Consider the following 15,724-nt stretch of genomic DNA (forward strand, 5'->3'; position numbering starts at 1 on the left):
TTTTTATAGCTTTGTCCTGATAAAATAAACTTAAATCATGGATACAGGCAAAGAACTTTTATTCTTTTTTAGTGCTTTGGGAGTTTTCAACGGAATTATTTTGGGAGTTTATTTCTTCTTCTTTACCAAGAAAAAATACCTGACTAATTATTTTCTGGGAGCGCTTTTATTCGCATTAAGTATACGAATTGGGAAATCTGTATTTGTATACTTTGATTCGGCTTTGCCAAAAATGTATTTACAATTTGGGCTTACGGCTTGTTTTTTTATTGGTCCTTGTTTGTATTATTTTCTTAAATCGGCAATTGAAGAAATCAATATAATGCCAAAATCCTGGAAATTCACACTTTTATTCTGGGCGATACTTATTATTAATATTGGCGTTATCTTTCCGTATGAACATTACCCAAAACTTTGGGGAGGTTATTTTATAAGAATTATTTATTTGCAATGGTTTGTTTACATTGTTTTTTCAGGTTTTGCAATCAAAGATATATTGGTGAAAATCATAAGCAGAAGACACAAGGCAACTCCGGCAGAAACTTGGTTTGGAATGCTTTTTCTAGGTAATTTTTTATTATTTCTTTTCTATTTTCTGTCAATAATGGGAGCTCCGGGAGCAACTTACATAAGTGGAGCAGTAGTTTTTTCTTTTATTTTGTATTTAATTATTTCGATTCTTTTATACCGAAAAAAGACAGACGATTTGTTTCTTTTGAATAATCAGAAATATTCTGGTAAAAAAATAGATTCGGCAGAAGCAGCAATTTTATCTGAAAAACTTGAAAATGTAATGAATGCAAAAAGTTTGTATAAAAACCCAAATTTAAGCTTGCAGGATTTATCACAAGAACTCAATATTTCAAGCCATCAATTATCACAGTTTTTAAATAATAATCTGAATAAGAATTTTACCAGTTTTGTCAATGAATTCAGAATAAATGAAGCTTGTAAAATCATTACATCAAATGATAAATTTACATTAGAAGCTGTAGGTTATGATGTTGGTTTTAATTCTAAATCGACTTTCTTTTCAGCCTTTAAAAAACATACCGGAACAACGCCGCTAAATTATCAACTTCAGGCTTTACAAGTATAAAACGAAGTGTGAATTTATAAATTCGTACTCCTGATTTCTCTTTTGGTTACCTCATTTTGTGATTAAGAATTGACTTTTGTTTCAGATAAAGTCAAATTTTAAATCGCCAAAGTTTATGAGATTCCTAGTTTCAGTTCTCTTCTCTATTTATTGCCTGTTTTTGTATTCAACAAAAGCAAATGCACAAACGACACAAACCATTTCAGATAAGGTTGCAAACAAGAATAATGAATTAAATGAGGTTGTCATTAAAAAACAAACGCCATTAGTAAAGTATTCTTCAAACGGAACAATAGAAGTAAACGTGGCCAACACATTGCTTTCGACAAGCAGTTCTGTAAATGAATTATTAGGCAGGGTTCCGAATGTGATTTTTGCTGAAGGGCAAATTAGTGTACTCGGAAAAGGGGAGGCAATAATTTACCTTAACGGGATATTGATTAATTACGAAAGGTTTGCTGCAATCCCAGTTTCGCAGATCTCGAAAATTGAAGTAATTTCAAATCCGTCGTCAAAATATGATGCCGAAGGAAAAGCCGTAGTCAATATTATTACCAAAAAAAATATCGAAAACGGAATTATGGGAACCGCAACGCAGCAGGTAACTGTTTCAGAATTTGCCGGAACAAGTACAAATACACTTTTGGATTTTAATTATACCAAAGGGAAATTTTCTTTTATAACCAATTATGGATTGCAATTAGGAAAAGGGAGAGAACTTTTATTTACAACAAGAACGCGTCCAAATCCCGATGAATTTATGAGATCAGAATTAACAACAGACTGGAAACGTCAGTTTAATAATCATTCTAATTTCGGATTTGGATTGCAATATGCTTTTTCAGACAAAGATTATATTTCTTTGGCTTACAGCGGAAATATCGAAGATTTAGGCGGCATTGTAGAAAGCCGAAATTCAATTGAAGATAATGCCGGAACTAACTTTTATGCGACGGATATTGCCAAAAATGATGTTCTGCTCAATCAGTTTATCAATTTAAATTATAATGTTATTACAGATACTAAAGGTTCGTCCTTATTTATCGGAACCCAATATTCGAATTATAATGGAACTGTAAAGGATTTTATTGATGAAAATAGTTTGGTTGATGAAGCAAATACGGAGCGATATTTAAAGAATAATGTTGTGAATGGTATAAATATAATTATGGCACAGGCCGATTATTCTAAAAAAAATAATGAAAATACAAAACTCGAAACAGGAGCGAAGTACAGTTACGCTACTATAAAGTCAGGAACTGATTTTTTAATTGCAAGTCCTGAAGAAATGAATTTTGTTTTGGATGACAAACTCTCAAGTGATTTTTCGTATAAAGAAAAAATTGGCGCGGTGTATTTTAATTACGGAAATTCGATTGGCGAAAAGGTTAATTTTTCTGTTGGCGCGCGAGGTGAATGGACCAATTATGAATTGTTTACAAACGCAAACGGAATTCAGAAATTCAGTAAAAGTTATGGTAATATTTTCCCCAACTTGCTTTTAAATTTCGATTTCTCGGATGATCTAAAAGCACACGCATCTTATGTTTCCACAATTACGAGACCAAGATATCAGGCGTTAAATCCGTATGTTATTTATCAGGATCCGTTTACGACTATCGAAGGGAATCCTAATTTACTTCCGGAAAAAGTTCATGCATTTGAAATTGGTGTTATGTACAGGAAGTTTGATTTTAAAATAGGTTATACTTATAAAACAGATCCCATTGGTGGTGCGGCTTTAAGAGGTAATACACTCAATAGTTATATCTTGAGATCCTTAAATTTAGAAAAAGAACATACTTTTTTTACCTCACTTTCAAAATCATTTACAGTCAAATGGTGGAATTCGACCAATACTGTAAGTATGAATTTAACGAAAGCTGTTGATAACGTTTATGAATATGTGTCAGGACCGGTAAAACCTCAAATATATTTGTATTCTAACAATACATTTTCGATTCCAAACCTTTTTAAAATTCAATTACTTGCCTGGTATCTTGGCGATAAAAGTTACGGATTGCGCAGCGACAATAGTCGATCTACAGTAGCCTTGGGAATTGAAAGGAATTTTTTTAAGGAGGCGCTAAAACTTAATTTCACTGCAAATGATATTTTTCATGACTTTATGGTTTCAGGAGATTATAACGTTGGGCAAACTCAAATATATTATCATAGAACTTATACAACTAACTACTTTAGATTTACTGCCACCTATAGTTTTGGGAATTCGAAGAAAACAAATTACAAGAAATCAGAAATTGAGCAAACTGAGAATAGTAGGGCGAGGTAAATTACCCGATATATCTTGACAGTATAAGTAAAACAAGTATTAATATTACCGCAAAGAAAACCGAGTTTGGGTTGCCAAAATTAATGGTCCAGCCCATTTGTTTTATTCGTTTTGGAGGAAATATTCTTTTGTCCTGCGGATTGTAGTAGAAGATACCCCAGATCCAATTTTTAGGATCGTTGTGCCAGTTGTTTTTTTCTTCTTCGGATGGTTCTTGATTGTATTTCATTATTTAAAGATATAAGTTTTACAAACAATTAAAAACAATGCATATTTAATATTTGAAATATGCTTCTATAAATTTTTTAGCTATAACTCTTTTTAGGAATGTAAACAGCACTTATGATTATATTTAATTGTTACGTTTTCGAATATTCTTTTTATTTAAAAAATAAAAATGTATACTTGTTGTCAATTTAACCACAAGTTGAAATGGAATATTTTCGATAGTCAATTGAGAATATTTTTGATCTAAGAATTTACTTAAACCACAATTTAAATGATTACTAAAATGAAGAAAAACTATTTTTTACTTTTTTTATTGCTTCTGGCTTCCTGGTCAGGAAAAGCACAAAATGTATGGAAGAATGTTCAGATAGGAGGAGGGGGTTTTGTATCTGGAATTATTACCAGTAAAAATGATGCAGATTTAAAATATGCCAGAACTGATGTTGGCGGTGCTTACAGATGGGATGCTGCTAATAAAAAATGGATCTCTTTGCTGGATTGGCTAAGTATAGATCAGGTTGGTTATTTTGGCGTTGAATCGTTGGCAATAGATCCACAAAATAATAATGTGGTTTACTTATTGGTTGGAACCAGTTATTTTAATAATGGAAAAACGGCTATTTTAAAATCCACAAATAAAGGAAATACATTTACTGAAATTGAAGTGACTTCTAAATTTAAAGCACACGGTAATGGTATGGGGCGTTCGAATGGTGAACGTTTAGCTGTTGATCCAAATAATTCGAATATTATTTATTGCGGAACCAGAAACAATGGTATTTTTCAAAGTATTGATGCCGGTTTGACCTGGAATAAGTTGTCAGGTTTTCCAGTTACGACAACTTCAAATGAAAATGGGGTATGTTTTGTTGTTTTAGATCCGGCTTCGGTTTCAGGAGGTAAAACACAAACTATTTATGCCGGGGTTTCACAAGTTGGAGCCTCTAATCTATACAAAAGTATTGATGGCGGAATTAGCTGGACTGCTGTTTCAGGAGCCACAACATCTTATATGCCGCAGCGTGCTGTTTTAGATTCAAATCGATCTTTATTGATTGCTTATGCTGACCTGGAAGGACCCTGGAATGGAACCCAAGGGAAAATATCAAAATTAAGCAGTACAGGAATTTTTACAGACATTACGCCAGCTGGTGTTACAAGGCCGTTTGGAGGTATTGATGTAGATCCGGCAAATCCACAACGATTAATCGCTTCAACGACAAACACATGGTCGTTCCAATATACTACTTCTGGGGGGACAGCTGTATATGGTGATCATTTTTATGTAAGTACAGACGGAGGAACTAATTGGAGAGATTTAGTTGGTAATTCCGGATTTTCTTTTGAAACTAATGGCTGTACATGGGTTAGCGGTCAGTCAATACACTGGGCAACAGATTTTAAATTTAACCCGACAAATACATCTCAGGCAAGTATTGTTTCAGGAAACGGACTTTTTACTTGCGATGATATTAATGCAGTTAAAACTACCTGGAAATTTGATGCAATCGGTATTGAAGAATCAGTTCCTTTAGATTTAATAAGTATTCCATCTGGTCCATTAATGAGTGTAATTGGCGATTTTGACGGATTTAAACATACAGATGTAACTGTTTTTGCTCCGCAACATGCTCCGACTATGGGTACTTCAACTTCTATTTCGTATGCTGCAGGAAACACAAACAAAATTGTGAGGTTAGGAGAGTTCATGTATTATTCCGGAAATCAAGGTGCGACATGGACCAAAACTACAGCGGCCTTAATGGGACAAAAAGGCAGAGCAGCCTTGTCTTATGATGGTAATACCATTTTGCATTGTCCTTCCGGTGCAACAAGTATATATCGTTCTGTTGATAACGGAACTACATGGACAACCTGTAACGGTATAAGTGTTAGTGATGCAATCCCGTTTTCTGATCATGTAACCAATAATAAGTTTTATGTTTATGATCAATCAACAGGATTGATGATGATTAGTACTGATGGAGGAGTTAATTTTGTTTCTGGAGGTAATGCTGGTTCTGGGGGTTCAAAATTAATTCGAACTGTTCCCGGTAATGCAGGACACATCTGGATTGCAATGAATGGTGGAGGTTTAAAACGTTCAATTGATGGCGGTCTGACTTTTGTTGTTCCTTCAGCAAATGTAACAGCTGCATCAGCTGTAGGTATTGGTAAAGCATCTCCTGGAAAAACATATCCATCTATATATATTTGGGGAACAGTAAATGGAGTTACCGGTGTGTTTCGTTCTATTGATGAGGGCGTTACATGGCTTCGTGTAAATGATGATGCGTATGAGTTTGGCGGAACAGGAAATGGTAATTTTGTAATTGGTGATATGAATACTTTTGGAAGGGTTTATATGAGTACCGTAGGAAGAGGAATTGTTTATACCGACGGCGATGTAAATCTTGGGATTTCTGATAACGAATTTAAGAATGATACTCAGATATTCTCTGTAAAAGCGCATCCTAATCCAATGAAAGATTATGTGGTATTAGAACTGCCTGATTATACAAACGGAACTCTGGTTAATATTCAGGTTTATGATTTATTAGGGAAATTGATAAAGCAAGATATGTATACGGTTTCAAATAATACTGTGACATTGTTCTCTAATGATTTATCAAATCAACATGGTATATTATTGGTAAAAGTAAAAACCAGCAACGGAAAATCAGGTATTGTAAAAATTATAAAATAAAAATACCTTTTTTGAATTGGCTGATTGAAAAAATAAAGGTCTCACTTTTTGGTGAGACCTTTATTTTTTATGCTGAATTTAATAATATAACCTGTCTAAAACTAATTTAGTTCTTTAGTAACAATCTGCATGGTTTCGCGGCTTACTTGTTTTAGTAAAACCTCTTTATTGTCTTCAACAGTTTGTGCAGCTTGTTCTGTAAAATGACGAATCGTATATAAAGTAACATGTTCGTTATAATCAACTTTAAATTTTTTCGAAAGTATTGCGTTCAGTTCATTGAAATTCTCAAATTTATCTTCTACACAAACAGAAAAACTAATCGCTGAATTCTGAATTAAGTTTACTTTAATTTTAAATTCATGAAACAAAGCAAAAATCTCACTGATGTTTTCTTCCATAATGAAAGAGAAATCTATAGACGAAAGCGAAATCAAAAGCTGATTTCTTTTTACGATAAAACAAGGGTATTGTGGCTCAAGATCAACACCTTTAGAAACGCAGGTTCCTTTTAATAATGGATTGATAAATGACTTTACATACAAAGGAATTTCTTTTTTCTGTAAAGGTTGTAGTGTTTTTGGGTGAATTACCGTTGCACCGTAAAAAGCCAATTCGATCGCTTCACGATACGAAATCTGGTTTAACAAACTCGCATTTTCAAAATAACGCGGATCGGCATTCATAACTCCGGGAACGTCTTTCCAGATCGTTACACTTTCGGCATTTAAGCAATAAGCAAAAATTCCCGCAGTATAATCAGAACCTTCACGGCCTAAAGTGGTTGTGAAATTGTTTTCATCAGCACCTAAAAATCCCTGTGTGATGTTTAATTGTTTTCTTGGTACATTTTTACTGATGTTTTGTTGGGTAATTTCCCAATCCACTTCAGCATCTCTGTAATTTGCATTGGTTTTGATGAAATTACGAACATCCAGCCATTGCGTTTTAATGCCCATGAAATTCATGAAATGACTTAGAATTGTAGTCGAAATCAATTCGCCAAAACTCACAATCTGATCGTAAACAAAATTGTAATTTGGAGATTTATTATGTGCCAAAAAGTATTCTAATTCAGAGAATTGATCTTTTACAGACGCAAAAACAGCATGTTTTTCATCCTCAAACAAATCTAGCAATATTTGATTGTGATATTTTTTGATTTCCTGCACAGACGAATTCAACTCTGCCGATTTATCAAAGTAATTCTTGATCACAACTTCAAGAGCATTTGTGGTTTTTCCCATTGCCGAAACCACCAAAATTACATCTTCATACCCCACTTTTTGTAAAACGTCATAAACGTTTTTAATTCCATCTGCATCTTTTACGGATGCACCACCAAATTTAAATACTCTCATTTTTAATTTTAGATTTTTAATTTTAGATTTCAGATTAAATGAAATCTAGTGTCCTTTTATTTTTTTTGCCACAGATTATTAAGATTAGAATGATTTTTAAAATCAGTGAAAATCATTTAATCTGTGGCAAAATATTTTTTATAATTTCTGTAAAAACGAATTAATTCCGGCTTCATCCATTTGAACCACTTGCCATCCGTCAAGAATTCTTGCGCCTGAATTCTTATAAAAATTAACTGCCGGTGTATTCCAGTCTAAAACGTTCCATTCAATTCTTCTCACATTATCTCTTTTTCCTTGTTGCATAATTTCAGCATAAAGGGCAGATCCTAAACCTGTACCACGCATTTTTTCTTTTACAATTAAATCTTCAAGATGAATTGTTTTTCCTTTCCAGGTTGAGTAACGATAATAGTATAATGCGATTCCAACAATTTCTTTCTGTTTGTCATCATTTTCAATCTCTGCAACAAAGACATGAAATAATGGTTTTTCACCAAAGCCATCGCGTACTAAATCTTCTTCTGTTATTACAACTGCTTCCGGTTCTTTTTCGAATATTGCCAACTCCTGTATCAATCCTAAAACTGATTTCATGTCTTCAGGATTCCCTTTTCTAATATTCATATTTATTTAAAAATTTATTTCTTTAATCCAATTTTGTGAGATGCCCTGTCCTGATTTTTAAAACGCTTTGTTTTCAGAAGCTTTTTATGAGGGGCAATTTCATGTATTCTTATTATTATGTATTTATTAGCTAAATTTTTTTGGTATTACAGCGTTCTTTCCGCTTTTAATTAGCAAATATACAATAGTAGCAAACTAACAAAATAATTTTTAAATCATTCTCACAAAATAAGCGATATTTGTGACTTAAAATTAAAACTATAACGATATAGCAATGGAAGAACGCAATAAAACACTGGGAGAGTTTATTATTGAGAACCAAAAAGCATTTCAGTATTCGTCGGGGGAGCTTTCCCGAATTATCAACTCTATTCGTTTGGCGGCAAAGGTTGTCAACTATAAAGTAAACAAGGCTGGATTAGTCGATATTATTGGCGCCGCTGGCGAACAAAATATTCAGGGCGAAGACCAGCAAAAATTAGATGTGTATGCCAACGAAGTATTTATCCAGACGTTAATAAACCGTGAGATTGTCTGTGGAATTGCTTCAGAAGAAAACGACGATTTTATAACTGTTCAGGGGAGCGACAACAGTCATAATAATAAGTACGTGATCTTAATGGATCCGCTTGACGGATCTTCAAACATTGATGTAAATGTTTCTTTGGGAACTATTTTTTCTGTTTTTAGAAGAATAACTCCAATTGGAACTCCGGTAACAAGCGAGGATTTTTTACAACCGGGAATCAATCAGGTAGCAGCAGGTTATGTAATTTATGGAACATCGACAATGTTGGTTTATACAACCGGACATGGCGTAAATGGTTTTACATTGAATCCGGCAATCGGAACATTTTACCTTTCACATCCAAATATGCAATTTCCAAAAGACGGGCATATTTATTCGGTAAACGAAGGGAACTATGTTCATTTTCCACAGGGAGTAAAAAATTACATTAAATATTGTCAGCGTGAAGAAGATGACCGACCTTATACTTCAAGATACATTGGAAGTTTGGTGTCAGATTTTCATCGAAATATGATCAAAGGCGGAATTTATATTTATCCGACAAGTTCAAAAGCACCAAAAGGAAAACTGCGTTTATTATATGAATGTAACCCGATGGCCTTTATTGCTGAACAGGCAGGAGGAAAAGCAACAGATGGTTTTGGAAGAATTATGGAAATCCTGCCAACTGAATTGCATCAAAGGGTTCCGTTTTTCTGTGGAAGTTATAATATGGTAGAGAAAGCGGAAGAGTTTATGGCGGCTGAGTAATTTTAGTCTCAGTTTTGAGTATAAATAGCAAACCCGACAGATTTTAAAATTTGTCGGGTTTATATTATAGTTTAATTTTGATTCTGGTTTTATTCCGTTCAAAAATTGTAAACGGAGCCTAAATCGAATCCTATTTATGCATGTGCTGCATTTCGTAAACAAAAGTATCTGCGTCAACTTTTTTGTCTACTAATGACAACGCTTTTGCGATTATATAGTTTACGTTGCTTGGAGTAAATCCTAACGCAATACCTAATTTTCTCAACATCACTTCTTGCTGATCTTCAAGATGATGATCAACATGGACCATTCTTGTTAAATCATACAAACGTTCTAAACGCTGTACGTGTAAATAAGGAGGATTAATTGGGTATTTTAATGGGTCGTTAAGAATTTCTTCGTATTCAGTTTCTGAAATTTCTAAACGGGCAGCTAATTTGTCTAAGAAATTCTTTTCTTCAGGGTGCACAATTCCGTCTGCTAAAGCTACACGAACAATAGCTGAAAAGTGACCTTTATTTCTTTGTTTAAATTCGCTATCAAATAAATCTGAAAATGACATAATTATAGAGTTTTATATCACGCAAATATAAATCTTATTTTAATTTAACGATTTTAAATTTCTCATAAAATTTAACTTATTTTTCTGCGTTGATTTAATATCAGGGGTTTCTTTAATTTTCAAAATAAATCGTAAGTTTACAACCCCTTAATCAATTAATACCATTACCCCTATGTCAGAATTTTGGATTTATTTTCAGATAGGATTAAAACACGTTTTAGATATCCACGCTTACGATCACGTTCTTTTTTTAATCGCTTTAACGATCCCGTATTTGTTTAAAGACTGGAAACGCATTTTACTTTTAGTTTCTCTTTTTACAATCGGCCATACGTTGGCTTTATTGCTTTCTGTTTTTGGAATCATTGCTATAAAAGTAAATATTGTGGAATTTTTAATTCCGATTACCATTTTAATAACCGCAGTATATCATCTTTTTACCGCAGGAAAAGCAACTAAAAACGAAGGCGTAAATTTAATTTTTATGGTGACGCTGTTTTTCGGAATCATACACGGACTTGGTTTTTCTAACTATTTTAAAACCATTTTAGGTGGTTCGCCAAGCTCAAAATTATTACCTTTAGGCGAATTTGCATTAGGAATTGAAGTAGCGCAGTTAATTGTGGTTTTTGTGGTTTTGATACTATCCTATATTGTGCAAACCGTGTTTCGTTTTTCTAAACGCGACTGGGCACTTGTAATGTCGGCTTTTATTATCGGAGTTGTGGTTCCGATGATTATTGAAAGCCCAATTTGGAACAGATAAAATAAATGGACTTAAAAAAAATAAATAAGTACGATAAAGCGTACCTTCGTATTGCCAAGGAATGGGGCGCACTCTCTTATTGTAAACGTAAACAGGTTGGTGCCATTATCGTAAAAGACCGAATGATTATTTCTGACGGTTATAATGGAACACCATCCGGATTTGAAAATTGCTGCGAAGACGAAGAAGGATTAACCCGCTGGGAAGTTCTCCATGCCGAAGCAAATGCAATTCTAAAAGTGGCCAGATCGACACAATCTTGTGAAGGTGCCACTTTATATATTACACTTTCGCCCTGTAAAGAATGTAGTAAATTAATACATCAGTCGGGGATCAAGAGAGTGGTTTACCAAAACGGATATCGCGATGATTCCGGAATTCAATTTTTATTAAAAGCAGGTGTCGAAGTCGAACATATTCCTGTTTTAGAAGAGTAAATGAAATTTAATTCGAAATATTTGCCAATCGTGATCGGAGCGACTTTTGCTCTCGGAACTGTCCTCGGAAGCCTGATGAATGCTCCCGTTGATGATGGTCTTTTGGCTAAAAATTACTCCAAAACCAAACTGAATAAACTGATCGATTTTATTAATAATGAATATGTCGACAGTATCAATACAGATTCAATTGTAAACCTGACAGTTGATAATATTTTATCCAAATTAGATCCGCATTCTGTATACATTCCGCCAAGCGAACAGGCAGAAGTGGCCGAAAGCATGAAAGGTGATTTCGTTGGAATCGGAATTAATTTTTATATGTATAAAGATTCAGTTGCGATTATAAAACCAATTGAAAACGGACCTTCGGCGAAAGCCGGAATAAAATCCGGAGACCGAATTTTATTTGCCGGAAAAACGAAATTATTTGGCAGAAAGTTGCCTTCAGATAGTTTGTTCTCCAAATTAAAAGGTTTGCAGGGTTCAGAAATAGAATTAACCGTTTTTAGAAAATCAGAACAAAAGAAACTGAAATTTAAAGTCAAAAGAGATATTATTCCGATAAAAAGTGTCGATGCTTCTTTGTTGCTTGGAAATAATACAGGTTACATTAAAATCAATCGTTTTGCTGAAACTACTTTTAATGAATTCAAGACCGGTTTGACAAGATTAAAACAAAGCGGAATCCAGTCACTTGTAATCGATCTTCGTGATAACGGTGGCGGTTATATGGAAGAAGCTGTGGCCATTGCCGATGAGTTTTTGAAAGACAAACAGCTAATTGTTTTTACCAAAAATAAAAACGGAACAACTGAAAAAACGTATGCGACAAAAGCCGGAAGTTTTGAAACCGGAAAAGTTTATGTTTTGATTAATGAAAACAGTGCCTCTGCAAGTGAAATTCTGGCAGGAGCATTGCAAGATAACGATCGCGGAATTATTGTGGGACGCCGTTCTTTTGGGAAAGGTTTAGTACAGCGTGAAATGGATTTCAACGACGGATCTGCAGTACGATTAACAGTGGCGAGATATTATACGCCAACCGGAAGATCAATTCAAAAGCCTTATAAAAAAGGAAATGAAGAATATTTTAAAGAATCAGAGTCTCGTATAAAATCGGGAGAGCTTTATGCCAAAGACAGTATAAAAGTAGCGGATTCATTAAAATTTAAAACACCAAAAGGTAAAATCGTATACGGCGGTGGCGGAATTGTTCCTGATGTTTTTGTTCCGATGGAAGCAGAGCACGGAAATGAAAATGTTGGATATTTACTTCAAACTGGGGTAGTAGGACATTTTGTTTTTGAAGAATTGGATAAAAACCGAAAAGCTTTTACCGGACTTAAATTTAATGCCTTTTTGACCGAAATGAAAAACTCGGATGTCTATTTCAAGAAATTCAAAAACTATATTTTCATGACGGGTTTGGATTTGAAATTAGACAAAACCAAAGCTTTGGTGAATCGTTATATCACTGCCGAATTTGCCAGACAATTGTACGGTGAAATCTATTACTACGATGTGATTTTGAAAGAAGATGTGATGATTAAAGCAGTTCAGAATCCGAAAAAATAACGCTAAACTTTTTAAGATGAAAATAGAAGCCGTTGTAAATGCTGAGATAGAACTTTTGACAGCCATTAAAAATACTAATGTTTCGGTTTTGGAAAAAATCCTTCACGAAGATTTACTTTTCAATTTACCCGATGGAAATACCATTACGAAAGAATTTGATTTGGCTTCCTATCGATCTGGAAAAATGAAAGTTGATGCACTTGAAGCTTCAGATCAAATTATAAATCTAATTGACGATACGGCTGTGGTTGTGGTTACAGTTTCATTAAAAGGAGCATTCGATAATAATCCTATAAATGGTGCTTTTCGATACATCAGAGTATGGAAACAATTCGAAGAAAGTCTAAAAGTTATTGCAGGAAGCTGTATTCAATTACAATAGAATAATTAATAATAATTTAAATATAACTTAGCGAACCTTAGTATAAAACCTGGTGAACTTTGCAGTTAAACTATCAACATGAAAAATCTAAAAAAAATAAGCTTTCTATTCGTTTTAATGACTTTTGTAATTTCTTGTAAAACTATGAAAGATAATAATGTAAATACTGTTACCGGTAAAGTAGATTTAATAGAAGCAGGGAAAGACGGTTATACTGCTAAAATTTCTACAGCTACAAAAGAAGTTTATTTTGCCACAATCAGTATTGTAAATGTCGGCGGACCACAAAACTACAAACAATTAAAAATTGGAGATAATGTTTCTGTAAAAGGAGAAATCTGGAAAACAGATGATGAAAAACATATCAAGGTAACTGAGATTGTCTCGGTTAAGTAAAAACTAAACATAATTTTTTTGAACCATTAAGATATTAAGTTTATTAAGCTATGCGGCTAATTTTCTTAATGTCTTAATGGTTTAATTTTTTATGAAAGTTTATGTTTTTTGATTTTCAGCATTAGGTTATTCAAACCAAAGCTTAATATACTTAATATCTTAATGGTAAAAATAAAAATTTAATGTTTTTAAATATTATCGAATACTATCGTGAGCATGAGTCTGAACACCATTATTCCATAAAGTCAGAATATCTGTAGCAACAGCTGCGCCGCTTCCGGCAGCAATGGCTAATTGACTTCTCCAGCCGGCTAAAGTTCCAATAACATAAATTCCTTCGGCTACTTTATGATCGTCGTTTTTAAGCTGAATACGTTGTTTTTCGGGAAGTGCTTTTTTGTGAGGTTCAATAAATTGCATTAAACCTTCAATATCGAAAGTATTGGCAGAACCAATTCCGATAACAATACTTTTAGTTTTGTATGAGTTTTTGTTTGTAATTACAATAAATTCAGGATAAGAGCCTTCAACTGTAACCACTTTTTCATTTGGGATTTGAGCAATATGCGGATAAGTCATGGCTAAATCCTGAGTACTTTCTACAAGTAGTTCGGAGCCTAATTTACCTGGTGTTATTCCGTATGCATTATAGAAGATTGCTTCTTGTAAAGAAGAATTCTTTTGATGGGTAAAGATTCCGATTTTTTTATCGGTAACAAAAGCTTTGTTTTTGGCAGAACCTAAAACGAGAGCACAAGACATGCCCGATACGCCTCCGCCAATAATTAGAACATCAAACATATTATCTGTTGTCGTGCATTTTTTCTTCAATTCTTTTTGAAATTCTAAAAATCAAAAGAATCAATACTGCACAAAACGCAGCCGCTATTCCAATAAGCGCAACACCGCTATCTCCCTGAAAAGGATTTTTGAAGTCTAATTGCGTAATATTAAAAACAATTAAAGCTAATGCTAAAAGCACTAAGATTGAAGTAAAGATTTTCATAGGGTTGTTTGTTTGTCTAAAAATTAAACTAAAACTTTTAAGTATATGCAATTTGTTAAAAGTTCTATTTTAGAAATTTTATGGGGTAAATTTATAAAAATATCCGTTAGACGAACAAACCTTTAACATTAGCAGCGAATAATTTAACAGCAATTGCTAAAAGTATGACTCCAAATGTCTTGCGCACTACGCCAAGTCCGTTTTCTCCTAATAAATTTTCTATTTTTTTTGAGGATTTTAAAACGATATATACTAAGATAATATTCAATAAAATGGCAATAATAATATTGATCGTATGAAATTGAGATCGAAGTGAAAGTAAAGTAGTCATCGTTCCTGCTCCTGCAATTAATGGAAAAGCCAATGGAACAATAGAGGCCGAACCTGGTTCTTCATCACGATAGATTCTGATTCCTAAAATCATTTCCAAAGCCAGAAAGAACAATACAAAAGAACCGGCAACGGCAAACGAATGCACATCAATTCCGATCAGATTTAGCAAACCTTCTCCAACAAAAAGAAAAACAATCATAATTAGTCCGGCTACAATCGAAGCTTTTTCAGATTCAATATGTCCCACTTTCGCTCTTAAATTGACAATGATCGGAATAGATCCTACAATATCAATTACAGCAAAAAGTACCATTCCAACAGTAATAATTTCTTTAAAGTCGATTTCTAACATACTACTTTGATTTTAAGGGTTTAAAATTTTTGCAAAGGTAGATAATAAAGATAGGCGTTTTTTGAATGCAATACACTTTTGTTATAAAAACATGTTTTAAGTATTAAAAAAGTGATATTTGTAACAATCGATAGCTTTACCACAGAGATTCACAAAGTTTTTCACAGAGTTTCGCAGAGTTGTAATTTTTTAGAGTTAATAAAGTTTTTGGGGTTTAAATTTTTCGCAAAGCATAATGAATCTTTGTGGATCTCTGTGAAAAACTCTGTGCAACTCTGTGGTAGAATTTATGCGGTAAAATCTAACCAATTACGCAGT

At 33.5% G+C, this 15,724-nt stretch carries 16 protein-coding genes; 9 read left to right on the forward strand and 7 right to left on the reverse strand.

Going from position 1 to position 15,724, the window contains the following annotated elements; genetic code table 11:
- The first annotated feature begins 37 nt into the window (after nucleotides 1-37).
- Both ASC72_RS04210 and ASC72_RS04215 read left to right on the forward strand, forming a co-directional pair.
- Nucleotides 38-1,099: an AraC family transcriptional regulator gene (locus ASC72_RS04210; protein ID WP_056187284.1), complete on the forward strand. Its 1,062-nt coding sequence runs from the start codon at nucleotides 38-40 to the stop codon at nucleotides 1,097-1,099.
- 115 nt (nucleotides 1,100-1,214) lie between these two features.
- A complete protein-coding gene (locus ASC72_RS04215) occupies nucleotides 1,215-3,392 on the forward strand; it encodes a TonB-dependent receptor domain-containing protein (protein ID WP_056187286.1) in 2,178 nt (725 codons plus the stop codon).
- Nucleotide 3,393: 1 nt separating this feature from the next.
- Here ASC72_RS04215 and ASC72_RS04220 read toward each other — a convergent pair whose 3' ends face one another.
- On the reverse strand, nucleotides 3,394-3,621 hold the full coding sequence (locus ASC72_RS04220) for a DUF5808 domain-containing protein (protein WP_056187289.1): 228 nt from the start codon (nucleotides 3,619-3,621) through the stop codon (nucleotides 3,394-3,396).
- 282 nt (nucleotides 3,622-3,903) lie between these two features.
- Between ASC72_RS04220 and ASC72_RS04225 the strand changes: the two genes are divergently transcribed.
- Complete coding sequence (locus tag ASC72_RS04225) at nucleotides 3,904-6,327, forward strand: T9SS type A sorting domain-containing protein (RefSeq protein WP_157849258.1); 2,424 nt, start codon at nucleotides 3,904-3,906, stop codon at nucleotides 6,325-6,327.
- Between the two features lie 101 nt (nucleotides 6,328-6,428).
- Here ASC72_RS04225 and ASC72_RS04230 read toward each other — a convergent pair whose 3' ends face one another.
- Together ASC72_RS04230 and ASC72_RS04235 are read right to left on the reverse strand one after the other, a co-directional pair.
- Nucleotides 6,429-7,688, reverse strand: a complete 1,260-nt coding sequence (locus ASC72_RS04230; protein ID WP_056187296.1) for an aspartate kinase — start codon at nucleotides 7,686-7,688, stop codon at nucleotides 6,429-6,431.
- Between the two features lie 138 nt (nucleotides 7,689-7,826).
- Nucleotides 7,827-8,315, reverse strand: a complete 489-nt coding sequence (locus tag ASC72_RS04235) for a GNAT family N-acetyltransferase (protein WP_056187298.1) — start codon at nucleotides 8,313-8,315, stop codon at nucleotides 7,827-7,829.
- A 274-nt stretch (nucleotides 8,316-8,589) separates the two neighbouring features.
- Here ASC72_RS04235 and fbp point away from each other — a divergent pair, with 274 nt between their 5' ends.
- Entirely contained in the window at nucleotides 8,590-9,594 is a 1,005-nt protein-coding gene (fbp, locus tag ASC72_RS04240; RefSeq protein WP_056187300.1) for a class 1 fructose-bisphosphatase, read from the forward strand.
- A 130-nt stretch (nucleotides 9,595-9,724) separates the two neighbouring features.
- Here fbp and ASC72_RS04245 read toward each other — a convergent pair whose 3' ends face one another.
- Nucleotides 9,725-10,156, reverse strand: a complete 432-nt coding sequence (locus ASC72_RS04245) for a TerB family tellurite resistance protein (RefSeq protein WP_056187303.1) — start codon at nucleotides 10,154-10,156, stop codon at nucleotides 9,725-9,727.
- A 172-nt stretch (nucleotides 10,157-10,328) separates the two neighbouring features.
- On the opposite strand from ASC72_RS04245, the gene ASC72_RS04250 reads away from it, so the two are divergent.
- The 5 genes from ASC72_RS04250 to ASC72_RS04270 all read left to right on the forward strand — a co-directional run bounded on the left by ASC72_RS04250 (nucleotide 10,329) and on the right by ASC72_RS04270 (nucleotide 13,715).
- On the forward strand, nucleotides 10,329-10,922 hold the full coding sequence (locus ASC72_RS04250) for a HupE/UreJ family protein (protein WP_056187306.1): 594 nt from the start codon (nucleotides 10,329-10,331) through the stop codon (nucleotides 10,920-10,922).
- Nucleotides 10,923-10,927: 5 nt separating this feature from the next.
- On the forward strand, nucleotides 10,928-11,359 hold the full coding sequence (locus tag ASC72_RS04255) for a dCMP deaminase family protein (protein ID WP_056187309.1): 432 nt from the start codon (nucleotides 10,928-10,930) through the stop codon (nucleotides 11,357-11,359).
- Complete coding sequence (locus ASC72_RS04260; protein WP_056187312.1) at nucleotides 11,360-12,937, forward strand: S41 family peptidase; 1,578 nt, start codon at nucleotides 11,360-11,362, stop codon at nucleotides 12,935-12,937.
- 16 nt (nucleotides 12,938-12,953) lie between these two features.
- Nucleotides 12,954-13,319: a nuclear transport factor 2 family protein gene (locus ASC72_RS04265; RefSeq protein WP_056187313.1), complete on the forward strand. Its 366-nt coding sequence runs from the start codon at nucleotides 12,954-12,956 to the stop codon at nucleotides 13,317-13,319.
- Between the two features lie 78 nt (nucleotides 13,320-13,397).
- The gene (locus ASC72_RS04270) at nucleotides 13,398-13,715 is read left to right on the forward strand and encodes a hypothetical protein (RefSeq protein WP_056187315.1); all 318 of its coding nucleotides are present in this window, start codon (nucleotides 13,398-13,400) and stop codon (nucleotides 13,713-13,715) included.
- A 195-nt stretch (nucleotides 13,716-13,910) separates the two neighbouring features.
- Here ASC72_RS04270 and ASC72_RS04275 read toward each other — a convergent pair whose 3' ends face one another.
- From ASC72_RS04275 to ASC72_RS04285, 3 genes are all read right to left on the reverse strand, one after another.
- Complete coding sequence (locus tag ASC72_RS04275) at nucleotides 13,911-14,516, reverse strand: FAD-dependent oxidoreductase (protein ID WP_056187318.1); 606 nt, start codon at nucleotides 14,514-14,516, stop codon at nucleotides 13,911-13,913.
- A gap of 1 nt (nucleotide 14,517) precedes the next feature.
- Nucleotides 14,518-14,721 (reverse strand): hypothetical protein, encoded by a 204-nt coding sequence (locus ASC72_RS04280; protein WP_056187321.1) that lies wholly within the window; start codon nucleotides 14,719-14,721, stop codon nucleotides 14,518-14,520.
- Nucleotides 14,722-14,827: 106 nt separating this feature from the next.
- Nucleotides 14,828-15,406, reverse strand: coding sequence for a MarC family protein (locus ASC72_RS04285; RefSeq protein ID WP_056187324.1), 579 nt, complete (start codon nucleotides 15,404-15,406; stop codon nucleotides 14,828-14,830).
- Nucleotides 15,407-15,724 lie beyond the last annotated feature (318 nt).

Origin of the sequence: Flavobacterium sp. Root420, from assembly GCF_001427905.1 — a bacterium.
In the GTDB taxonomy this organism is placed as follows: domain Bacteria; phylum Bacteroidota; class Bacteroidia; order Flavobacteriales; family Flavobacteriaceae; genus Flavobacterium.